We start from the raw sequence: 22,552 nt of genomic DNA, 5'->3' as shown, positions 1-22,552 counted from the left end.
GGCCCGTTGACGAAAAAAAGCCCGCACGGCCTTCGGCCGCACGGGCGCTGTCTCGGGTTTCGCTCACGCGAGCGACGGCAACGCGCCGCGCGCGGCAGCCCCTTCATCGGGCCGCCGCCCGCGCAGCCGCGTCAGACGGCTTCGGCCATCCTCTTCCTTTCCTGACGCTGCATCACGTAGTTCGCCACCACGACGCCGATCGTCACCGCGACGATGAACAGCGTCGCGAGCGCGTTCATTTCCGGATTGAGGCCGAGGCGCACGCGCGAGAACACGACGAGCGGCAATGTGGTCGAGCCGGGCCCGGACAGGAACGCCGACAACACCAGATCGTCGATCGACAGCGTGAACGACAACAACCAGCCGGACACGAGCGCCTGCGAGATCAGCGGCAGCGTGATCGAGAAGAACACCTTGAACGGCGTCGCGCCGAGATCGAGCGCGGCCTCCTCGAGCGACGGGTTCAGCTCGCGCACGCGCGACTGCACGATGATCGCCACGTACGAGATGCACAGCATCACGTGGCCGAGCCAGATCGTGAACATCCCGCGGCCGGCGGGCCACCCGAACCACTTGCCGAGCTCGATGAACAGCAGCAGCAGCGAGATGCCCTGGATCACCTCGGGAATCACGAGCGGCGCGTTGATCATCCCGCTGTAGAGCGCGAAGCCGCGAAAGCGGCCCATCCGCGCGAGCACGAAGCCTGCCCACGTGCCGATGAACACCGACGCGAATGCGGTCATCACCGCGATTTTCAGCGACAGCCACGCGGCCGTTATCAGTTCGTCGTCCTCGAGGAGCGCCGTGTACCAGCGCGTCGAGAAGCCGGACCAGACGGTGACGAGCTTCGATTCGTTGAACGAGTAGACGACGAGGCTCGCGATCGGGATATAGAGGAAACCGAAGCCGATCGCGAGCATCAGCACCTGCAAGTAGCGATTCGGCTTCATTTGCGGCGGCCCTCCTGCTCCTTCGCCTGGAAGTGCTGGAACATCGCCATCGGCACGAGCAGCAGCAGCACCATCGCGCAGGTCACGGCCGACGCCATCGGCCAGTCCGCGTTGTTGAAGAACTCGTTCCACATCACGCGGCCGATCATCAGCGTGTTCGCGCCGCCGAGCAGCTCCGGAATCACGTACTCGCCGACGGCCGGAATGAACACGAGCAGGCAGCCCGCGATGATCCCGTTCCTCGACAGCGGCAGCGTGATCTGCACGAACGCCTTCCACGGCTTCGCGCCCAGATCGTAAGCGGCCTCGAGCAGGCGCAGGTCCATCTTCACGAGGTGCGCGTAGAGCGGCATCACGAGGAACGGCAGATACGAATAGACCATCCCGATGTAGACGCCGACGTTCGTCCGGTACAGCTCGATCGGCGTGCTGATGAGCCCCGCCCACATCAGGAAGTTGTTCAGCAGCCCGTTGTTCTTCAGGATGCCGATCCACGCGTATACGCGAATCAGGAACGACGTCCAGAACGGCAGCATCACCGCCATCATCAGCAGGTTGCGCGTGCCCGGATTCGAGCGCGCGATGTAGTACGCCATCGGATAGCCGATCAGCAGGCACAGCAGCGTCGTGACGGCAGCGACGACGACCGAGTTCACGTAGGTCGCGAAGTACAGGCTGTCGCTGAACAGGAACGCGTAGTGCTGCAGGTTCAGCTTGATGCTGAGCACGCCGTCGGCAAACGCGGTGAGCTCCGTGTACGGCGGAATGCCGAGCTGCAGCTCCGCGAAGCTGATCTTGACGACGAGGATGAACGGCACGAGGAAGAACAGCACGAGCCAGAAGAACGGGCCCGCGATCACGGCCGTTCTGCCCGTCAGGCCGAATTTCCTGACCGGCCACGCAATGAGCGACGAAAGCGCGTTCATGACGTCAGCACCACGCCGGCCGCGGCGCTCCAGCGCACGTAGATTTCGTCGCCCCAGCCGGGCGAGTCGAGATCGGCGATCGCGAGGCTCGACACGTTCGCGATCACCGTCTTCCCGGAATCGAGCTTCACGTGATACAGCGAATAGCCGCCCATGTACGCGACATTCGTGACGACGCCGCGCCCCCAGTTGTACGCGCCTTCGGCGGGCTTGCGCGTGAGCGCGATCCGCTCCGGGCGCACCGATACCGTCACGGGCATCCCGAGCGGGCCCGTGATCCCGTGGTTCACGTACAGCCGGCACGGCAGGTCCGGCGATTCGATGAACACGTGATCGGGCTCGTCCTCGACGGTCACGCCGTCGAACAGGTTCGTCGAGCCGATGAACTCCGCGGAGAAGCGGCAGTTCGGATATTCGTAGACTTCGTGCGGCGTGCCGATCTGCACGATCTGGCCTTCGCTCATCACGGCGAGGCGGCTCGCCATCGTCATCGCCTCCTCCTGGTCGTGCGTGACCATGATGCAGGTGACGCCGACCTTGTCGAGGATGTTGACGAGCTCGATCTGCGTGCGCTGGCGGATCTGCTTGTCGAGCGCCGACATCGGCTCGTCGAGCAGCAGCAGCTTCGGCCGCTTGACGAGCGAGCGCGCGAGCGCGACCCGCTGCTGCTGGCCGCCCGACAACTGGTGCGGCTTGCGGCCCGCGTAGCGCGCCATCTGCACGAGCTCGAGCGCATCGCGCACGCGCTCCTTCAGCTCGGCCTTCGGCACGCCTTCCTGCTTCAGGCCGAACGCGACGTTCGCCTCGACCGTCATGTGCGGGAACAGCGCGTACGATTGGAACATCATGTTCACGGGCCGCTTGTACGGCGGCATCTGCGCGAGGTCCTCGCCGTCGATCAGGATCTTGCCCGACGTGATCGTCTCGAGGCCGGCGAGCATCCGCAGCAGCGTGGACTTGCCGCACCCGGAACTGCCGAGGAGCGCGAACAGTTCGCCCTTGCGCACGGTCAGATCGACGTTGCGCACCGCGACGGTCTCGCCGAACTTCTTGACGACGTCGATGATCTGGACAAAGTTTTCGGCGCGCTCGTCGGCGCCTGTCTGAGGCCGATAGGACGGTGCGCCCGCCACCGCCGCGCCCGACTGACTATTCATGATGTGCTGCTGTGCTCCTACGTTTGACGAACAAAGCCCCCGGGGGCACCAGGGGCTTCTCAGGTTTGCTGCGATGCTGCGCGCTTCGCGTCAGCGTCCCGATTTCAGCTCGGTCCAAAGACGCGTCTGCAGGCGCTGGATTTCAGGCGGCAGCGGCTTGAGCAGGAACAGCGTCTTCACGACGTCCGGATGCGGGTACACGGCCGGGTCGTTCGCGACGTCCGGGCGCACGTACTTGCGCGCCTCCGCGTTCGCGCTCGGGTAATAGACCGCGTTCGTGATCGCCGCGTGGACCTTCGGATCCTCGATGTAGTTGATCCATTGCAGCGCGGCGTCCTTGTTCTTCGCGTCCTTCGGGATCGCCATCACGTCGAACCACACGGGCGCGCCGCCCTTCGGCACGTAGTACTCGAGCTTGTACGGCTTCTTCGCCTCGAGCGCGCGGTGCTTCGCGATCACGACGTCGCCCGACCAGCCGAACGCGAAGCAGATGTCGCCCCCGACCATGTCGTTGATGTAGCCCGACGAGTTGAACTGCGTGATGTACGGGCGGATCTTCTTGAGCACCTGCATCGCGGCCTGGTAGTCGGCCGGGTTCGTGCTCATCGGGTCCTTGCCGATGTAGCGCAGCGTCGCCGCGAACATCTGGTCGGGCGCATCGAGCACCGACACGCCGCACGTCTTCAGCTTCGAGATGTTCTCCGGCTTGAACAGGATGTCCCAGTTGTCGAGCGGCACCTTGCCGAGGATCTTCTGCGCCTTGTCGACGTTGTAGCCGAGGCCCGTCGTGCCGTACGCCCAGGGCACCACGTACTTGTTGCCCGGATCGGCGCCCGCGACGAGCGCCATCAGTTGCGGATCGAGATACTTGAGGTTCGGCAGCTTCGACTTGTCGAGCGGCGCGAAGATGCCGGCCTGGATCTGCTTGCCCGCGTAGTTGCTCGTCGGCACGACGATGTCGTAGCCCGAGTTGCCGGTCAGGAGCTTCGCCTGCAGCGTGTCGTCGCTGTCGTAGTTGTCGTAGCGGACCTTGACGCCCGTCTGCTTCTCGAAGTTCGGGATCGTGTCCTTCGCAATGTAGTCCGACCAGTTATAGACGTTGAGCTGCGTATCCTTCGCCGCCGCCACCGTTGCGCCCGCGCAGAGCGCAAGTGCCGTCAACCGGCCCGCCACCTTTGCCTTCATCCCGTTCTCCCTGATCGAACCGATTCGATCGCCGTCAGCCTCGCCACTGCGGCGCACCGTTTCGCGCCGCCCCTTGAAAACCCCGAAAGCTACCACTAATCCGGCCCCGCCACAAAAATTTCCCGCTTTTGTCGCACAAACGGAACACATTTGCACTTTTCGATTGCACGGCGGGGCGCCGCGACGCGGCAGGTGGGCGCAATTTTATCGGGTTATCGGCGCGTGTCCATCCTGAAAAAAGGCCCGCGCAGGCCGAACGGATCACCTACCCTAAATTCAGGCGGCGCCCGTTCGTCGTTTCGGATAGGAGGACGCGCGCCCCGCCCGTCCGAACGCCGCGCCCGCCGCCCGGCCGCGTGCGTCAAACCGTTCGCCGGACCGCCATCATGAACAGTCGCCCGCTTGCCGTCCGCCGTGCATCGCGCCGCCCGTCCGCCTCCGGCGGGCCGGGCGGCGGCGGCCGCTGGGCCGCGTTCGTCGGCGCGGGCGTGCTCGTCGCCGTCGGCTACATGGACCCCGGCAACTGGGCGACCGCGCTCGCAGGCGGCGCAGGCTACGGCTACGCACTTCTCGGCGTCGTGATCGCCGCGAGCCTGATGGCGATGCTGCTGCAATGGCTCGCCGCGCGGATCGGCGTCGTGTCCGGGCGCGACCTCGCGCAACTGTGCCGCGAACGCTTCGACCCGCGCGCGACGGTGCCGCTGTGGATCGCCGCCGAAATCGCGATCGTCGCCTGCGACGTCGCCGAGGTCGTCGGCGCGGCGGTCGCGCTGCAAATGCTGCTCGGCGTATCGCTGACGGCGGGCGTGCTCATATCGGCGATCGCAACGCTCGCGATGCTCGCGCTCGAGCGGCATGGCCGGCGCACGCTCGAGGCGGCGATCGCGTCGCTCATCCTTTTCGTCGGCCTCTGCTTCGTGATCGAGGTCGCGCTTGCGCGGCCCGACTGGCACGCGGCGCTCGCGGGCGCCGCGCCGTCGCCGCGGCTGCTGCGCGAGCCCGGCATGCTGTGGCTCGCGGCCGGCATCCTCGGCGCGACCGTGATGCCGCACAACCTCTATCTGCACTCGATGCTCGTCAAGCACCACGCAAGCGAACGCGACGAGCAGTCGATCCGGCGCGCGCTGTTCGGCGTCAATCTCGATACGTTCGTGTCGCTCGGCTTCGCGTTCGTGATCAACGCGGCGCTTCTCATCGTCGCGGCGGCGGTGTTCCATGCGAGCGGCCACGACGAGGTCACCGATCTCGCCGATGCGCACCGGCTCATCGCACCGCTCGTCGGCAACCACTGGGCAGGCCTGCTGTTCGCGGCCGCGCTGCTCGCGTGCGGACTGTCGGCGACGGTGACGGGCACGCTTGCCGGGCAAGCGATCATGGAAGGGTTCCTGAAGCTCTCGCTGCCGCGCTGGCAGCGCGCGCTCCTCACCCGCGCGCTCGCGATCGGCCCGGCGCTCGCCGCGGTCGGCCTGTTCGGGCAGCACGGATCGAATCAGTTGCTCGTCGCGAGCCAGGTCGTGCTGAGCCTGCAATTGCCGCTCGCAATGGTTCCGCTCATCGTGTTCGCGTCGAGCCGCGCGCTAATGGGAAACTGGCGTGTCCGCGGCTTGCCGCTCGCCGCCGCATGGGCGTGCGCCGCCGTGATTCTGCTGCTGAACGGGGCGCTCGTCTGGCAGATCGCCGCGGCGCAGTGAGCGGCGCAATCGGCGCAATCGAGGCGACCCGGGCAACCGGGGCGATTTGCGACCGCACGCCACGCATGCGCGCCCCGGGCTGCCCCGAGCAGCTGCGCCAGGCGTTTTGCGCGCATGCATTAACATAACGGCTTGCCGCGCGCGGCGATCACCGAATTCCATGCTCCGATGACCTCGAATCTTCACGACAAACCCGACAGCCCCTGCATCGGCGTCTGCTCGACGCTCTTCGACGAAGTCTGCAAAGGCTGCGGACGAACGGCGCTCGAAGTCTCGAACTGGGTATTCATGACGGACGCCGAGAAGCAGGCGGTCTGGGAGCGCATCACGCGCGAAGGCACCGCGATGCGTTTTCAGTACGACAGGCTGTAGGCCCGCCACGCACGGCGCCTGCCGCGCATGCGCATTCGATCAGCATGCCGAAACAAATGCATCAAAAAAAAGGACGGCACGCATGAAGCCGTGCCGCCAACCCCAACACTTTTTGATTCTGCCGATTCTTAGAACTTCATCCCGACGCCGACGCCCACGACGAGCGGATCGATGTTAAGCCGGCCGAGCGGCTGGCCGCCGAGCGTCGCGTCGGTGTGCATCCAGATCTTCTTCACGTCGACGTTGACGAACACCTTCTTCGTCACTTGCACGTCGACGCCGAACTGCAGCGCGGGACCAAAGCTGTGGTTGTTGATCCCGATCCCCTCGCCGCCCGCGTGCAACCCGTTGTTGTAGAACAGCGTGTAGTTGATACCCGCGCCGACATACGGGCGCACCTTGCCGGCGTGATTGAAGTGGTACTGCAGCAACAGCGTCGGCGGCAGCACGCCGACGCCGCCGAGATCGCCGAGCGACGACGTGATCTGATGCCGCGACGTGCCGAGGATCAGCTCGACGCCCAGATAATCGCGAATCATGTACGTGAAATCGAGCTCCGGGACGATCGCATTGTTCACGCCCACGTTCAGCGCCGACAACGTATTGCTCGTGCGCTCGTCCGGCATGATGCTGATCCCGCGAACGCGCGCAATGATGTCGCCTTGATTGATGCCCTCTCCGGGCGAAGCCGCATGCGATAGCGACGGAATCATCGCAAGACCGGCTGCGCAGGCGATGGCGGTGGTGCAAGTACGAATTGCTTGACGACGCATGATAAGGACTCCCTAAGAACAGGCTTCATTCTCAGGGGATGGTTCCCCACTTATATTGACCGACATCAAGCATCACGACAGCGAGAAAGTGGGACGGTTTGCCGCAGCCTCCGGCGCGGTGCCCGTGAGCAGCAGCTCGAGCAGATCGCGCACGCTGCGAATCGCCTGCCCGAACGGCAGCGACTCGCGGCCGCGAAAGAACAGCCCGTTCGCGACGTCGCCGCGCAGCGCGGCGGCAAGCCGCGTATCGATGCAGAAGTGGCCGAAGCGCTCGATGCCGTCGCGCAATCCGCACACGCTCAGGCATTCGAGCGCGGATGGGCAGCGCTGCCTGAGTGCGCCGATCTTCGCGCGGATGCGCGCCTCGTGCCGCAGATAGCGCTCGAGCCACGGCGTCCTCACCGCACGCGCGGGCAGCCCCGTGACGCTCACGAACTCGACGATGTCGCCCGGCTGCGCGTTCGCGAGCACGCGCTTGAAATTCGGATGCGCGTCGCCCTCCTCGGTAACCGCGAACGGCGTGCCCACCTGCACGCCGTCGGCGCCCTCGGCGAGCGCCTCGCGCACCGCCTCGTGGCTGTTGATGCCGCCCGCGACAATGAGCGGAATGCGTTCGCACTCGAGGCCGAGCGACACGAACGTCTGCCGGGTTTCGTCGATCACGCGCGTGAACGCGAAACGCGGATCATCCATGTCGTCGAGGCACGTCACGCCGAGATGGCCGCCCGCGCGCGCCGGGTGCTCGATCACGATCGCATCGGGCAGGCGCCCCTTCTTCATCCACTTCTTCAGCACGAGCGCGATACCGCGGCTGTCCGACAGGATCGGAATCAGCGCGATGTCGTGGCCCTGCGTCATGTCCGGCAGATCGAGCGGCAAGCCCGCGCCCATCACGATCGCATCCGCGCCGAACTCGCATGCGATGCGCACGTAATCCGCGTGCGAGCGCACCGCCTTCATCACGTTGACCGCGATCATGCCGCGCCCCTCGCTCCACGTCTTCGCTCGCTGGATCTCGCGCGCGAGCGCCTCGAGGTTCGCGGCCTCCATCGTCTCTCGATCGGGATGCAGCTTGCAGCGCTCGATCAGATCGGTATGGTGATGGCGCAAGTCGATGCTCGCGATCGTGCCGAGCGCGCCTTCGCGCGCGACGCTTCCGGCAAGCCGATGCGCGGAGATGCCGACGCCCATCCCGCCCTGCACGACGGGCAACAGCGAGCGGCCGCGGATCTCGAGCGGCGGAAATGGAATGGGACCGGTCATCACAATCTCTCGATACGACGGAAAGAATTTGATGATCGGCGATTGTCGGCGAAGCGCTTTGACCGTCGTCAAGAAAAACGGCACGCGTGCGCATGGACGCGCGCCGTGTCGCCGCAAGAAAGGAGCGCGCCCGATGCATGGCTTACGCGTCGCGCTTGCGCGCGCGCACGCCCGGCTTCAGGCGCGCGTCACGCGCCCTTCTTCGGCCGCAATTGCATCGATTTGTATTCGAGATATTCTTCGAGCCCGTACACGCCGTTCTCGCGACCGATCCCCGACTGTTTGAAACCGCCGAACGGCGCGGCCATGTTCCAGGCTCCGCCGTTGATGTCGACCTGCCCCGTGCGAATGCGGCGCGCGATGCGCATCGCGCGCTCGTCGCTGCCCGACCACACCGCGCCGCCGAGGCCGTACGGCGAATCGTTCGCGATCCTCACCGCGTCGGCCTCGTCGCGATACGTGATGATCGACAGCACCGGACCGAAGATTTCTTCCTGCGCGATCGTCGCGTCGGGCTTCACGCGGCCGAACACGGTCGGCTTCACGAAGAAGCCGCGTGCGATGCCTTCGGGCATGCCGAGGCCGCCCGTGACGAGCTCGGCGCCCTCGTCGATGCCGCGCCGGATGTAATCCTGCACGCGCTTTTGCTGAGCCGACGACGCGAGCGCGCCAAGCCGCGTCGCGTCGTCGCGCGGATCGCCTGCGACATAGCTTTCCGCGGCGGCCTTCGCGAGCTCGCGTGCTTCTTCATAGCGCGATTCCGGCACGAGCATCCGCGTATGCGCGGAGCACGTCTGGCCCGCGTTCAGGTAGCACGCGGACACCGTGCCCTTCACCGCGGCCGCGAAGTCGGCGTCGTCGAGAATCACCGAGGCCGACTTGCCGCCCAGCTCGAGCGCGACGCGCTTCACGCCGGCCGCGGCGAGCTCGGCGACGCGCTTGCCCGCGCGCGTCGAGCCGGTGAACGACACCATGTCCACCTCAGGATCGCTCGCGAGCGCCTCGCCGACGACGGGCCCGTAACCGCACACGAGATTGAACACGCCGGCGGGCAGCTCCGCGTCATGAATCGCCTCGGCGAGGATGAACGCATTGAGCGGCGCGATCTCCGACGGCTTCAGCGCGACCGTGCAGCCCGCCGCGAGTGCGGCGGCGACCTTCAGCGTGATCTGGTTGAGCGGGTAGTTCCATGGCGTGATCGCCGCGACGACACCAACGGGCTCGCGCACGACGAGCGAATTGCCGACCGGCTCCTCGAACGCGAACGTCTCGGCGAGCTTCGCATACGCGCCCCAGTTATAGATCGGACCGCCAACCTGGATCGCGCGCGACAGCTTGATCGGCATGCCGACTTCGCCCGTGATCGATTGCGCGAGGTCCTCGCTGCGCGCCTTCAGGTTGTCGGTGATCTTGCGCAGATAGCGAGCGCGCTCGGCGGGCGGCGTCGCCGCCCAGCCGTCGAACGCCGCGCGCGCGGCGGCGACGGCCGCTTTCGCGTCTTCGGCGGTGCCTTCGGGAATGCGGCCGATCACGGCCTCGGTGCCCGAGTCGATCACGTCGATCGTGCCCTTGCCCGTGCTCGGGTGCCACGCGCCGCCGATATAGAACTGTTCGCAGGTTTTCATCGTGGTGTTCCTGTCTCCGTGGAATGCGCAACATTCTACCCGCCGGCAACGCCGCACGCGCCCTCCGTTCATGACGCGCGAATGACGGGATTGTCATTTGTCGCTCATCTAAACGGAGTAACGCGCCCCTACGATCGGAACCGCCCTGACGCCGGAGCGCCTCGCGGCCTCCGCGCATCCGGCACGCCGCCGCCACGGCACGCGGCACACATCGACCCATTCGCGTGGAGACACCCATGAACACAATCCGTGCCCTGCCGATCGCCTCGCTCGCGCTCATCGGCGTCGCGAGCACCGCGTACGCCCAATCCAGCGTTTCGCTGTACGGCCTCATCGATACATCGATCACTTACATCAATCACGCAAACGCGTCGGGCAACAGCCAGCTCGGCGTCGGCAGCGGCAATCTGCTCGGCAGCCGCTGGGGACTGACGGGCACCGAGGATCTCGGCGGCGGACTGAAGGCGATCTTCACGATCGAAAACGGCTTCAATCCGAATACCGGCGCGCTCGGACAAGACGGACGGATGTTCGGGCGCCAGTCGTTCGTCGGACTCGCGAGCGCGCGGCTCGGCTCGATCACGATCGGCCGCCAGTACGACGCGCTCGTCGACGTCTCGTGGCCCATCACCGCCAGCTACTCGTTCGGCAGCGTCTACGCGACGCCCGGCGATGTCGACAACTACGATACGTCGTCGCGCACGAGCAACGCGATCAAGTACACGTCACCCACGCTCGCGGGCTTCACGTTCGTCGGCATGTACGCGCTCGGCGGCGTCGCCGGCAAGACAGGCGCGGGCCAGACATGGTCGGCCGGCCTGTCGTACGGCAACGGGCCGCTCAGTCTGGCGGGGGGCTACTTCCATGCGGAGAATCCGGCCGCGTCGGGCAAGACGCGCGACACATGGGGCGGCACGTCGGACGGCACTTTCGACGGCTCGCTCGTCAACGGCGCATACGCGTCGGCCAAATCGATCGACATCGCGCGGGCGACCGTGCAATACGCTTCGGGGCCATTGACGGTCGGCGTCGATTACAGCAACGCGCGTTACAAACCCGACGCGTTTTCGACGTTTCGCACGACTCAGCGTTACGACACCGGACGCGGATTCGTGAACTATCGGGCGACGCAGGCGCTGCTCGTGGGTGTCGGATACAGCTACACGAAAGCGCGCGGCGATGCGAGCGCGGCCTATCACCAGGTCTCGGCCGGCGCCGACTACGTGCTGTCCAAGCGGACCGATCTGTATCTCGTCGGCGCATGGCAGCGCGCGTCGGGCACGCAGCGCACCCTCGACGGCGGCACGCAGCGCGCACAGGCGTCGATCGGCTCGTACGGATACGGCGGCACCGACACGCAAAGCATCGTCAACATCGGGATGCGGCACCGGTTCTGAGCGGCGAACGCAGCGGTCGGTCGCGCAAACTCCCCCGAAAGTTGATGTCCAACTCGTGGAGTTCCGCGCATTCCGGGGCACCGGGCTTCTCGCTCGCTCCCGTGCGCCATGATCCGATCGCGCAGTGCCTTCATCCTCTGCATGGCGGTTACAGGCACTGCTCGACCGCTATGAATTGGCCCATGGCGCGTTACTTGACGAGATCGCCAACGCGCGGGCCGACGCTGCACGCCTTTGGCGCGCAGCCGAGATTGGAGGGACAGCGGGCGCGGGCTCAACCGGAGAGCGCCGAGAAAGCCGCGAGGCCGGTGAGCCGCTAAGGCAGCAAAGAGGAGTGGGACAGCCATCGGCCGCCGGGATGCGCGCGGCGTCCTGAGTAGGGCAAAAGGCCCGCCGGGTACAACCTAGCGGGCCTCTTGGATACATCAGATTGGTTTGGTTACAAGCCGCCGCTGTTACTGCAAGCCCTTGCTCGCGAGGAAATCCTCGTAGTTCCCGCCGAAGTCGACGAGCTTGCCGTCCGTCGTCACTTCGATGATCCGGTTCGCGAGGCCGCTCACGAATTCACGGTCGTGCGACACGAAGATCAGCGTGCCCTCGAACTTCTCGAGCGCGATCTGCAGCGACTCGATCGACTCCATGTCCATGTGATTGGTCGGCTCGTCCATCAGGAGCACGTTGTGGCGGCCGAGCATCAGCTTGCCCCAGATCATCCGGCCCTTCTCTCCGCCCGACAGCACCTTCACCGATTTCTTGATGTCGTCCGCCGAGAACAGCAGGCGGCCGAGCGTGCCGCGCACCATCGTTTCGTCGTCGCCGTCCTTGCGGTACTGGTCGATCCAGTCCATCAGCGTGACGTCGTTCGGAAACTCTTCGTAGGTGTCCTGCGGCATGTAGCCGACGTTCGCGTTCTCGGCCCACTTCACCGTGCCGTGATCGAGCGTCAGATTGCCGAAGAGCGCGCGCAGGAGCGTCGTCTTGCCCGCGCCGTTCTCGCCGATGATCGCGATGCGCTCGCCCGGCTGCACCGACAGGTTGAAGTTCTCGAAGATCGTGCGCTCGTACTTCTTCGTGATCGAATCGGCGACGACCGCGATGTTGTGCAGCTTCTTCTCGAATTCGAAGCGGATGAACGGATTCTGACGCGACGACGGCTTGAATTCCTCGATCTTGATCTTGTCGATCTGCTTCGCGCGGCTCGTCGCCTGGCGGGCCTTCGACTTGTTCGCCGAGAAGCGGCGCACGAAGTCCTGCAGCTCGGCGACGCGCTCCTTCGCGCGCGCGTTCGCGGCGGCCTGCCGCTCGCGCGCCTGCGCGGACGCGAGCATGTAGTCGTCGTAGTTGCCCGGCCAGACCTTCAGCGTGCCGTAGTCCATGTCGGCCATGTGCGTGCACACCGAATTCAGGAAGTGACGATCATGCGAGATGATGATCATCGTCGAGTTGTAGTTGTTGAGCGTGTCCTCGAGCCAGCGGATCGAGTTGATGTCGAGGTTGTTGGTCGGCTCGTCGAGCAGCAGCACGTCCGGATTCGAGAACAGCGCCTGCGCGAGCAGCACGCGCAGCTTCCAGCCCGGCGCGACGTCGCGCATCGGGCCGTTGTGGAACTTCTCCTCGATGCCGATGCCGAGCAGCAGCGCGCCCGCGCGCGCCTCGGCGTCGTAGCCGCCATACTCGGCGAACTTCGCCTCGAGCTCGGCCGCGTGCATGTAGTCGTCGTCGGTTGCCTCCGGGTTCGCGTAGATCGCGTCGCGCTCGGACATCGCGGCCCACATCTCGGTGTGGCCCATCATCACGACGTCGAGCACGCGCACGTCCTCGTACGCGAACTGGTCCTGGCGCAGCTTGCCGAGCCGGACGTTCGGCTCGAGCGCGACGTTGCCCGCCGACGGCTCGAGATCGCCGCCCAGGATCTTCATGAAGGTCGACTTGCCGCAGCCGTTCGCCCCGATGAGGCCGTAGCGGTTGCCCTCCCCGAACTTGACCGAGATATTCTCGAACAGGGGCTTGGGCCCGAATTGCATCGTGATGTTGGCGGTAGAAAGCACGGCAGATCCCGTTAGGAGATAGATCGACGGAAAACCTGGTATTTTAGCAGGAGTCGATGAATCGCTGCGCCGCGCGTGCCTCGGGCCCCGAAAACAAGCGCGCAATGCGTGTGTGTTTCATCCGGCAGCCGGCATCAGAATTTGTCGTCGAATCGATCGATCGCTGTTTTCGCGGCTCGCTCGGGCCATTCGGACCGGGCTTTCCGGAAGGGAAAGCCCCGAAAGCGCGACGGTCCGGATGCCGTGCCGGAACGTCGAGCCCTCATCCGGGGAATCGCACCGCCGCGCCGGACGGCGGGAGCTTCATCGCGCGCCCCCCCGGCTGCCGACGCGGCGGGCCGGTCATGCGGGCGTCCGCGCGACGCCGCCCCTCGTCCACCACGATGAAGCGGCCGGCCTTCGTCGCGCCGGCGGACATCGCGCTCGCCGGTCGCCCCCCGGCACGAACCCGTCACTTGCTCGCGTTCGCCGCCTTCCGCGGCGCCTTCCATTGCGCGAACAGCTCCGAGCACGGCACGTCCCGGTTGTTGCTCGGCGCGATCAGCGGGATCAGCGCCGCGAACGGATTCAGGAGCCCGAGGCCGACCATCGCGCCCGCGCGCAACGCGAGCGCGCCCGCATCGACGCCGACGTCCGGATTCTTGAACGTCCCCTTCACGTACAGCGGCGAGCGCAGCGAGAACACGCGGAACCCCTTCGTATGCGGATGAACCGTCAGGTTCATCGACTCGTTGCGCAAGTCGATCGGGCCGTCGATGTTGATGAGCGCATCGTCGGTATCGAACGCGAACAGCTTCGTGTCGAGCAAGCCGTTGTTCGCCACGAAATCGACCGCTGCGCAATTGATCTTCACGTCGTGGCTACCGAACATCTTCTCGTAAAGGACGTTGGCGACGTTCAGGCCCGCCGCTTCCATCAGCAGCCGGCTGATCGCGCCGTCGGTCATCAGCATCTTCACCTCGCCGTTCGACGTCGCCGCGAGCGCGGCGGGCGAGTTGCCGGTCGCGGACAGCGCCGCATCGCCGTTGATCTCGCCGAGCGCGGACTGCATGACTTTCTGCGTCGGAAACAGCTGCTTGAGCTTCAGATGCCGCGCGGCAACCACGAAGCGCCCCTTGAGCGGCGCGGCGCTGCCGTCGAGATGCGCGGTGGTCGCGAGCGAGCCGCCCGCCACGCCGAACTTCAGCGGCTCGAGCGACAGCACGCCGTCCGTCATCACGATGTGCGTGTACAGATCGGTGATCGGCAGCGCGGCGCTCTTGACCAGCTTGCGGCCCGTGAACTTCACGTCGGCGTCGAGCGCGCGCCAGCGATCGGTGCGGAACGTCTCGACGGGCAGCACGCGGCCGGGCGGCTGCTTCGTCGTGTCGCCGCGCTGCGCCTTGCTCGCGGCCGTGTCCGCGCCGATGATCGGCGCGAGATCGGAGAACTGCAGCAGATTCGACACGAGTTCGCCGGACAGGAGCGGCCGCGGCGCGCGCTGCTGGTACGTCAGCGTGCCGCGAAGATCGCTGCCGCCGACGCGGCCGTTGAAGTTCTCATAGCGGAACGTGCTCGCGCGCCGCTTGAAATTGCCGATGAACCGACCTTCGGTCGCGTAGGGCGGTGTATCCGGCAACGTCACGCCCGTCAACCGGTACAGATGCGACATGCTCGAGCCCTGCAGCCACAGCCGCAGATCGATCGCGGCGAGATGGACCGGGTCGGTGAGCGTGCCGACGATCGCCAGGCGCGTGTCGCCCGCCTTCACGTCGGCTTGCAGCGGGAACGGCCGCGATGCGTCGCGAAGCGACAGCACGCCCCCCATCTTGCCCGTGCCGTCGATCAGCACGCCCTTGTAGCGGCCTTTGACGGTCAGGCCGAACGCGTAGGTCGGGCCGGCGGGCCGCTTCGCCGCGGCAGCGGCGGATGCGGCGCTTGCGGCGGAGCCGGCCGCGGTCATCGATACAGCGGCAGCGGAAGTCGCCGCGGCAACGGCCGATCCGCCTGCATTCGACGCAAACGCCTTGCCGGCGGCAACCGCCGCGGCGCTAGCGCCAGACGGCGGCGCAGCCGTCTTCGGCGCGCCGCCCGCATTTGCCGGAACCCGATTGCTCGCCGCCTGCATCGACGTCGCCTGGCCGCCTCCGGCAGCCTTGCCGGCCGACGCCGCGGCTTTCGCACCCGATGCGCCGCTTGTCGCGGGCGCGCCGGCGGCGGAAGCCGCCGACGCATCGGATGCGATCTGGGCGTTCGCCTTCGCGGTCAGTTGCGCCGCGCCCTTCTTGCCGACCCGCTGCGCCGACGCCGCCCGCGACGTCTCCTCCTGCTGCCGTAGCACGTCGCCGAGCGGGATCGGCTGGCCGAGCGTGTCGACCGCGACGGTCAGATCGGCTTTCGTGATCGCGTCGCGATACGCGACCGTGCCCTTGGCGAAGCCGAAGTCGCGCAATTGCACCTTCCAGGGCGACGGGCCGGAGGACTGCTTGAATTCGAAGGTCCAGTTGTTGCGGCCGTCGGCGAGCCGCTCGATGTCGAGCGCCGGGTTGACGAGCTCGATCGTCGGGATCACGACCTCGTGGGCAAGCAGCGGCAGCAGCGCGAGTTCGAAGCGCGCTTCGTCGAGCGTCGCGAAGTTGGGTGCCTTCGCCCAGGGCGGGTTGCCGATCACGACCTGGCTCGCCGAGAACATCGGCCACGGCACCCAGGCGCGCCAGCCGGTCTCGCCGTCGGGCCGCCGCCAGCCGACCTTGATGTCGCCGCGGATCTCGAACGGCCGGCCGATCGACGCGCTGGCCTGCTCGTTGATCCAGGGTTTCGCGCGGTTCCAGTCGAACGTGAAGATGAACACGCCGACCGCCGCGGTCAAGACCGCGGCGATGCCGACGATCCACGCCGCCGTTTTGCCGAGGGTGCGGGTAAGCGCCATGCCAGATTCCGTCGTTGTTCTTCCTGAACCGACAGCGCCGCGCAGCGTGCGCGACGCTGCCGCTGACAGTTATTATGGCGCACGATGCGGCGCCAACCGCCCCCATTTACCGTTTTTTGCGTTTTTTGCATTTATGACAGCCGATGCCCTGATCGAAGCCCGACAGATCACGCGCCGCGACGCGGCGAGCGGCAAAACGCTCCTGGCACCGACCGATTTCTCGCTCGCCGCAGGCGAGCGGATCGCGCTCGCCGGGCCGTCAGGCTCGGGAAAAAGCGTGTTCTTGAGGATGCTCGCGCTCCTCGATCCGATTGACGGCGGCCAACTGCTCTGGCACGGCAAGCGCATCCCGCGCGCGGCCATCCCGCGCTACCGGCGCAGCGTCGCGTACGTTCGACAGCGCCCCGCGACGGCCGACGGCACGGTCGAGGACCTGCTGCGCTACCCCTATTCGCTCGCCGTTTATCGCGATGCGCACTTCGACCCCGCGCGCGTCGCGCGCCTTGCCGCGCAGGCGGGCCGCGGCGACGATTTCCTGCGCAAGGCGGCGAGCGAGCTGTCGGGCGGCGAGGCGCAGATCGCCGCGCTGCTGCGCGTGCTGCAGCTCGACCCCGACGTGCTGCTGCTCGACGAGCCGACGTCCGCCCTCGATCCCGACTCGACCCGCGCGATCGAAGCACTCGTGGCCGCATGGTTCGGCGCCGCGCCCGCCGCGCGCGCGTATCTGTGGATCTCGCACGATCCGGCGCAAGCGGCGCGCGTCGGCGGCCGGCGCCTGACGATGCGCGCCGGCGTGCTCGGCGATGCACCGACGGAGGATGCGCGATGAACGCGCCGCTGCAGAATCTGAGCCTCGTCGACATCGGAATCGCGGCTGCGCTCGTCGCGATCAACGGCGCGATTTCTGTCGCGCTGTCGCTCGGCCTCGGCCGCAAGCTCGCATGGGCTGCAGCGCGCACCGTCGTGCAGTTGCTCTCGATCGGCTACGTGCTCGGCTGGGTGTTCGGTCATCCGCGCTGGTACGTCGTGCTGCCGCTCGTCGCGCTGATGACGCTGATCGCCGGCTTCGCGGGCGCCGCGCGCGGCAAGCGAACCTACGCGGGGCAACGCGCCGACAGCATCCTGTCGATCTGGGCGAGCAGTTGGTTCGTCGCGGCAATCGGGCTGTTCGTCGTGATCCGCATCCATCCGTGGTACGAGCCGCAATATGCGATTCCGATCCTCGGGATGATTCTCGGCAACACGCTGACGGGGGTGTCGCTCGGCATCGAGCGAATGATGGAGGAGTTGACCGCGCGGCGCGATCGCGTCGAGACCGCGCTCGCGCTCGGCGCGACGCGCTGGGAAGCCGCTCAGGACGCGGCGCGGCAGGCGGTGCGCGCCGGCATGCTGCCGACGCTCAACCAGATGGCCGTCGTCGGCGTCGTGAGCCTGCCCGGGATGATGACGGGCCAGGTGCTCGCTGGACAGTCGCCGCTGCAAGCCGTCCGCTACCAGATCGTCATCATGTTCCTGATCGCGGCGGCGTCCGCGCTCGGCACCGTCGGCGCGGTGCTCTCGACTTACCGGCGGCTCTTCTCCGCCGAGCACCGGTTTCTGGCGTCGCGGCTCGTCGAGCGGAAAAAAGCCGCGAACGGCGGGTGAGAAGCGCGCGCCCGCCGAGAGGCTCCGCTCGTCGGATGCCTGACGGTTCGCCCATTCGAGCGACGATCGAATCGCACATCGCCATCCGCCATCCGGTCATGATCGCCTGCGCGCCGATGCGCGAATCGACGAGCCGCCATGGCGAACGCCGTCCGCCCACGCAACGCGGATCACGCAAGACGCGCGGCGATCGCGCCGCGCGCGGACATCCGACGCGTCACGCGACGTGCGTTCCGCGCCGCCGCCATCCGCCACGCGAACGCCGCCGCGTCATCCCGTTCACCGTTTGATCGACACCGTGACCTTCGTGCCGTCGCGCATCGTGACCGATTTCGAGCCGCCCGTCGAAATCGACAGCCACTTGACCTGGCTCACCGACGCAACATTCGGGCACTGCAGCGTCTTGCCGTTCACCGTGACCTTCTTCGTGCCGTTCGGCGCGCTTGCCTGAAAGCTCAGCTGCACGTTCGCGACACCCTTGCTGTCGACGGACGGCGCGAGCCGCACCTGAGTCTGCCGGACCATCGCGCCGTTCGCATCGCGCGGCAGCGAATCCGCGTTCGGGCACGCGTCGGACATCGGCACGGCGCCCGACGGCGGCACCGACTTCCAGTTGTAGTCGTCGGTTTCGCCGGTGCGAATCTTGCGCGTCTCCTGCATCGTGCCGAACTGCTTCGAATCGACCTTGACCGTGTATTGAAGCTGGCCGTCGTTGCCGCCCAGCACGCTGCCCTTGATGGGTGGCGCCGCCTGCGCGGCGAAAGTCGCGAGCAGCGTCGCGGCGGCGCACGATGCGACGAGCGGCGACAGAATGCGTTGACTCATGCTGACCTCTCCTCTTATGGCGACGGACTGCGCGAATCGCCGGGTTATCGATGCATGACGCAATGCCAGTCTAACGCGAAGCGGCACGCGTGGCGCCTGCCGCGCATCGGGTGTTATCCCTGCTTGCACGATCCGTGTCGAGCGTGCGCGGCGCGCAATCTACGCGCCTTGCGGCGTTCGCGCCCGCGCCTGCACGGCGGTGCCCGACGCGGCATTTGCCCGCCGGCGCGCGCCGCGCGCGGCATCGCCCGGGACCGGCGAGATGAACCGCAGATGCGCCATGCTCGCTCGCATGCTGCCGGAACGCGAAGCCACGACCGATGGAGACATCGAGCTCTCGCACAGCGAAGTTGATCCATCGCAAGTTTTCACGCCGCGTGGACTCACTCCATCGAATCAGGTTGACGGCGAACGTCCGGCATCGCACGCGGCGCGCACGAGAGCGCCCGTGCCGAAAGCCCGGAGCCGATAATCGCCAACCGGCAACGCGCAGCGACCGGCAACCCCGCCGCCCGCCGCCGGGCGCTTCGATCCGCGACCGAACGCGCCCGAGTCGTCCCCCTACCGCCCGTCCGCCGGCTCTGCGCCGCGACCGGCTACAATAGCGGGTTCGCCGCGTCGCCGTTGCCGGCGCCGCCATCCGCTCCACCGTGACAATTCCATGACCACGAATCTCGTCATTCAAAGCACTGCACCGATCTCCGACGCGCATCACAAGCCGCTCGCCGCGCTCGCGCGCGGCGAGCGCGTCGTTGCGCTCGACGCGCAATCGATCCGCATCGAGGGCGCCGACCCCGCGCAGCGCCCCGACATCGACGCATACTGCGGCGCGCACGCGCTCGACTACGCGTTCGTCGACGCGGCCCGCAAGCTTGCCGACTTCGGCCTCGTCGCGATGGACATGGATTCGACGCTGATCACGATCGAGTGCATCGACGAGATCGCGGACTTCTGCGGCCTGAAGGCCGAGGTTTCGGCGATCACCGAGGCGGCGATGCGCGGCGAGATCAAGGACTTCAACGAGAGCCTGACACGTCGTGTCGCGCTGCTCGCGGGCCTCGACGCGAGCGCGCTCGAGCGCGTCTACGAAGAACGGCTGCGGCTGTCGCCGGGCGCCGAATCGATGCTGGCCGGCGTGAAGGCCGCGGGCCTGAAGACCTTGCTCGTATCGGGCGGCTTCACGTTCTTCACCGAGCGCCTGAAGGCACGGCTCGGCCTCGACTTCGCCTACTCGAACACGCTCGAGATCGTCGACGGCAAGCTGACGGGCAAGGTCGTCGGCGAAATCGTCAATGCGGACGTGAAGGCGCGCGCGGTGCGCGACACGTGCACGGCGCTCGGCATCGAGCCCGCGCGGGCGATCGTCCTCGGCGACGGGTCGAACGACCTGAAGATGATGGCTGCCGGCGGCTTCTCGATCGCGTTTCGCGCAAAACCGGTCGTGCGCCGCGCGGCGAGCGCCGCGTTCGACCATGTCGGCCTCGACGGATTGCTGCGGCTGTTCTGAGGCCGCTCCGGCTCGCTCGGGAGCGCGGCGCACGCGCGATCGCACCGCCACCGTCTCCCCCCGTCCAACGAAAAACGGCGCTGCGGGCCTGCCGCCCCAGCGCCGTTTTCTTCGCGTCCGGCGTCGACCAGGCTACCGCGCGCCTGCCGGCCCGCGCGCGACGCGCCTCACGGCCCGCACACCGCCCGCCGACGCGCCGCCGTGGCCCGATGTCGCCCGGTATCGCACGTCAGGCAAGCGCCGCGGCGAATGCACGCTCGATGTCCGCGCGCAGGTCGGCTTCATCTTCGAGGCCGACATAGAAGCGCACCAGCGTGCCGCGATGCGGCCACTTGCCCGTGCGCATCGACTGCACGTCGTACGGCATCGCGAGGCTGCACGCGCCGCCCCAGCTCCAGCCGATCGCGAACAGTTCGAGCGCCTCGACGAAGCGATCGACCTGCGCGGCATCGTAGCGCTCGTCGAACACGACCGAGAACAGGCCGCCCGCCCCCGTGAAATCGCGCATGAAGGTCTCGTGGCCGGGGCAATCGGGCAACTGCGGATGCAGCACCGTCGCGATCTCCGCACGCGTCTTCAGCCAGCGCGCAAGCGACAGCGCGCTGCGGCCGTGCGCGTCGAAGCGCGCCCGCATGCTCGGCAGACCGCGCAGCACGAGCGAACAGTCGTCGGCCGACACACCGATGCCAAGCCGCATCCGCGCGAGCTTCAGCTTCGCGTGCAACTCGTCGTCGGCGGTGATCGTCGCGCCCATCAGCACGTCGCTGCCGCCCGATTGATATTTCGTCAGCGCCTGCACCGAGATGTCGACGCCGTGCTCGAACGGCTTGAACGCGAGGCCCGCCGAATACGTATTGTCGATTGCCGTGACGATCCCGCGCGAGCGCGCGACCGCCGTGATCGCCCGCACGTCCGGCACTTCCATCGTCACCGAGCCGGGCGCCTCGAGCCAGATGACGCGCGTGTTCGGCTGGATCAGATCCGCGATGCCCGCGCCGATCATCGGATCGTAGAAGCGCGCGGCAATGCCGAAATCCTTCGCGAGCCATTTGCCGAGATCGCCGTTCGGCCCGTACGCGTTGTCCGGAATCAGCACGTCGTCGCCTGCCTTGACGAGGCCGAAGTACACGTTCGTGATCGCCGAAAGCCCCGACGGCTGCAACAGCGCGTGCGTGCCGCCCTCGATCTCGGCGAGCCGCTGCGCGAGCGCGAGCGACGTCGGCGTCGCGTGCAGCCCGTAGCGCCATTGGCCGTCCTGGCGCCAGTCGAGGTTGCGCATCGTCGCGAGATCGGGGAACACGACCGTCGACGCTCGCGCAACCGGCACGACGAACGATTCGAAACCGGCGGGAATGCGATCGTCCGGCTGGACGACGCGCGTCTGCAGCGCGCGCTTGGGAATGGATGCGGTCATGACTGGGAAGGCTCGGCGCAAAACGAGCCGAAAAAGATTGGAACCCGGCTAGCTTAGCCCGATTCCGGGCGTTTGGCCCGGTACAATCGGCGCGCCCGCGACCGTGCCGGCACAGGCGCGGGCGGCTGACGTCGATGCCGAGCGGCGCGGGCGGCAGTCGGGGGCCGGGCGCCCCGGCCGCACTGCCCCCCCTTGAGCCGCCCGGCAAGCGCCGATCGGCGGCCGGGAGATTCGGCCGCCGCACCGGTGCGCCGCGTTCGCTACTCGGCGGTCCGCAGATTGGCCACGCCGTCGACCGACTGCCCGCGGACGCCCGCCTGCCGCGCGCCGGCGGCGACCGCGGGCTGCGAGCCCGGCGCATGCGACGGCGCGGACGCGCTGCCCGCCGGCCGCAGCGCGACGGGCAGCGGGTCCGACTGGTCGGCGTTCATCCGGTCGGCGGACAAGGTGCCCGACGCATCGAAGCGGCCGATCCACACGCCCGTGATGTTCGTGCCGTCGTCCGATTCCTCGATCTCCAGCGTGTCGCCGTCGCGATCGCCCGCGAGCAGAACGACCGCCCCCGTGTCGAGATACTGGCATTCGCCGTGCACGCCCGGCTCGTCCGTCTTCGGCCCGAGACGCACGACAACCGGCCGGCCGCCCACCGTCCCTTCGTAGCGCGGCAGCCGCGCGTACGCCGGATTCGGCTTGAGCGGCACGGCGGGCGGCGACGCATCCGCCTGCGCCGCGGCGGCGGACGCCGCTTCGGCCGCGCCCGCGGACGCCGCCACGTCGAGAGAAGAAGACTGCGCGAACGCAGGCCCGGTCGCGGTCGCGAGCGCGGCGGCGAGCGCCGCGCCGCGGATTCCGGTGATCAGCTTCAAC

The 22,552-nt window shown here is 67.3% G+C and carries 18 protein-coding genes; 6 read left to right on the top strand and 12 right to left on the bottom strand.

What is annotated here, in order from left to right:
* Positions 1-131: 131 nt before the first annotated feature.
* The 4 genes from BTH_RS23815 to BTH_RS23800 all read right to left on the bottom strand — a co-directional run bounded on the left by BTH_RS23815 (position 132) and on the right by BTH_RS23800 (position 4,218).
* Positions 132-950, bottom strand: a complete 819-nt coding sequence (locus BTH_RS23815) for an ABC transporter permease subunit (RefSeq protein WP_009890917.1) — start codon at positions 948-950, stop codon at positions 132-134.
* Entirely contained in the window at positions 947-1,876 is a 930-nt protein-coding gene (locus tag BTH_RS23810; RefSeq protein WP_009890915.1) for an ABC transporter permease subunit, read from the bottom strand. Before BTH_RS23810 ends, BTH_RS23815 begins: the two co-directional genes overlap by 4 nt.
* Positions 1,873-3,033: an ABC transporter ATP-binding protein gene (locus BTH_RS23805; protein WP_009890913.1), complete on the bottom strand. Its 1,161-nt coding sequence runs from the start codon at positions 3,031-3,033 to the stop codon at positions 1,873-1,875. Before BTH_RS23805 ends, BTH_RS23810 begins: the two co-directional genes overlap by 4 nt.
* Before the next feature lie 90 nt (positions 3,034-3,123).
* Positions 3,124-4,218, bottom strand: a complete 1,095-nt coding sequence (locus tag BTH_RS23800) for a polyamine ABC transporter substrate-binding protein (RefSeq protein ID WP_009890909.1) — start codon at positions 4,216-4,218, stop codon at positions 3,124-3,126.
* A 386-nt stretch (positions 4,219-4,604) separates the two neighbouring features.
* Between BTH_RS23800 and BTH_RS23795 the strand changes: the two genes are divergently transcribed.
* Together BTH_RS23795 and BTH_RS23790 are read left to right on the top strand one after the other, a co-directional pair.
* A complete protein-coding gene (locus tag BTH_RS23795; protein ID WP_009890907.1) occupies positions 4,605-5,909 on the top strand; it encodes an Nramp family divalent metal transporter in 1,305 nt (434 codons plus the stop codon).
* A gap of 168 nt (positions 5,910-6,077) precedes the next feature.
* Positions 6,078-6,281, top strand: a complete 204-nt coding sequence (locus tag BTH_RS23790; RefSeq protein ID WP_009890905.1) for a DUF1289 domain-containing protein — start codon at positions 6,078-6,080, stop codon at positions 6,279-6,281.
* 128 nt (positions 6,282-6,409) lie between these two features.
* Here the strand turns inward: BTH_RS23790 and BTH_RS23785 are convergent, their stop codons facing one another.
* The 3 genes from BTH_RS23785 to BTH_RS23775 all read right to left on the bottom strand — a co-directional run bounded on the left by BTH_RS23785 (position 6,410) and on the right by BTH_RS23775 (position 9,942).
* Positions 6,410-7,054, bottom strand: a complete 645-nt coding sequence (locus BTH_RS23785) for an OmpW/AlkL family protein (protein ID WP_009905184.1) — start codon at positions 7,052-7,054, stop codon at positions 6,410-6,412.
* A gap of 72 nt (positions 7,055-7,126) precedes the next feature.
* A complete protein-coding gene (locus BTH_RS23780) occupies positions 7,127-8,317 on the bottom strand; it encodes an NAD(P)H-dependent flavin oxidoreductase (protein WP_009890903.1) in 1,191 nt (396 codons plus the stop codon).
* A 188-nt stretch (positions 8,318-8,505) separates the two neighbouring features.
* The gene (locus BTH_RS23775) at positions 8,506-9,942 is read right to left on the bottom strand and encodes an aldehyde dehydrogenase family protein (protein WP_009890897.1); all 1,437 of its coding nucleotides are present in this window, start codon (positions 9,940-9,942) and stop codon (positions 8,506-8,508) included.
* Positions 9,943-10,178: 236 nt separating this feature from the next.
* On the opposite strand from BTH_RS23775, the gene BTH_RS23770 reads away from it, so the two are divergent.
* Positions 10,179-11,339: a porin gene (locus tag BTH_RS23770; RefSeq protein ID WP_009890892.1), complete on the top strand. Its 1,161-nt coding sequence runs from the start codon at positions 10,179-10,181 to the stop codon at positions 11,337-11,339.
* A gap of 455 nt (positions 11,340-11,794) precedes the next feature.
* Here the strand turns inward: BTH_RS23770 and BTH_RS23765 are convergent, their stop codons facing one another.
* Both BTH_RS23765 and BTH_RS23760 read right to left on the bottom strand, forming a co-directional pair.
* The gene (locus BTH_RS23765; RefSeq protein WP_011402313.1) at positions 11,795-13,387 is read right to left on the bottom strand and encodes an ABC-F family ATPase; all 1,593 of its coding nucleotides are present in this window, start codon (positions 13,385-13,387) and stop codon (positions 11,795-11,797) included.
* Between the two features lie 451 nt (positions 13,388-13,838).
* The gene (locus BTH_RS23760) at positions 13,839-16,295 is read right to left on the bottom strand and encodes an AsmA family protein (RefSeq protein ID WP_009890888.1); all 2,457 of its coding nucleotides are present in this window, start codon (positions 16,293-16,295) and stop codon (positions 13,839-13,841) included.
* A 133-nt stretch (positions 16,296-16,428) separates the two neighbouring features.
* Here BTH_RS23760 and BTH_RS23755 point away from each other — a divergent pair, with 133 nt between their 5' ends.
* A complete protein-coding gene (locus tag BTH_RS23755) occupies positions 16,429-17,124 on the top strand; it encodes an ABC transporter ATP-binding protein (RefSeq protein WP_009890886.1) in 696 nt (231 codons plus the stop codon).
* A complete protein-coding gene (locus BTH_RS23750; RefSeq protein WP_009890885.1) occupies positions 17,121-17,939 on the top strand; it encodes an ABC transporter permease in 819 nt (272 codons plus the stop codon). Before BTH_RS23755 ends, BTH_RS23750 begins: the two co-directional genes overlap by 4 nt.
* Before the next feature lie 279 nt (positions 17,940-18,218).
* On the opposite strand, the gene BTH_RS23740 is transcribed toward BTH_RS23750, so the two are convergent.
* A complete protein-coding gene (locus BTH_RS23740) occupies positions 18,219-18,764 on the bottom strand; it encodes a DUF6013 family protein (RefSeq protein WP_009890882.1) in 546 nt (181 codons plus the stop codon).
* Between the two features lie 661 nt (positions 18,765-19,425).
* Between BTH_RS23740 and serB the strand changes: the two genes are divergently transcribed.
* A complete protein-coding gene (gene serB / locus BTH_RS23735; protein WP_009890878.1) occupies positions 19,426-20,271 on the top strand; it encodes a phosphoserine phosphatase SerB in 846 nt (281 codons plus the stop codon).
* Between the two features lie 229 nt (positions 20,272-20,500).
* Here the strand turns inward: serB and BTH_RS23730 are convergent, their stop codons facing one another.
* Both BTH_RS23730 and BTH_RS23725 read right to left on the bottom strand, forming a co-directional pair.
* The gene (locus tag BTH_RS23730; protein ID WP_009890877.1) at positions 20,501-21,685 is read right to left on the bottom strand and encodes a cystathionine beta-lyase; all 1,185 of its coding nucleotides are present in this window, start codon (positions 21,683-21,685) and stop codon (positions 20,501-20,503) included.
* A 260-nt stretch (positions 21,686-21,945) separates the two neighbouring features.
* Complete coding sequence (locus tag BTH_RS23725; protein WP_009890874.1) at positions 21,946-22,551, bottom strand: hypothetical protein; 606 nt, start codon at positions 22,549-22,551, stop codon at positions 21,946-21,948.
* Between the last annotated feature and the right edge of the window lies 1 nt (position 22,552).

The sequence above is a fragment of the Burkholderia thailandensis E264 genome, assembly GCF_000012365.1.
Classification (GTDB): Bacteria; Pseudomonadota; Gammaproteobacteria; order Burkholderiales; family Burkholderiaceae; genus Burkholderia; species Burkholderia thailandensis.
Note: the sequence above shows the minus strand (reverse complement) of the source record. Positions and strands in the feature narration are given on the sequence as shown.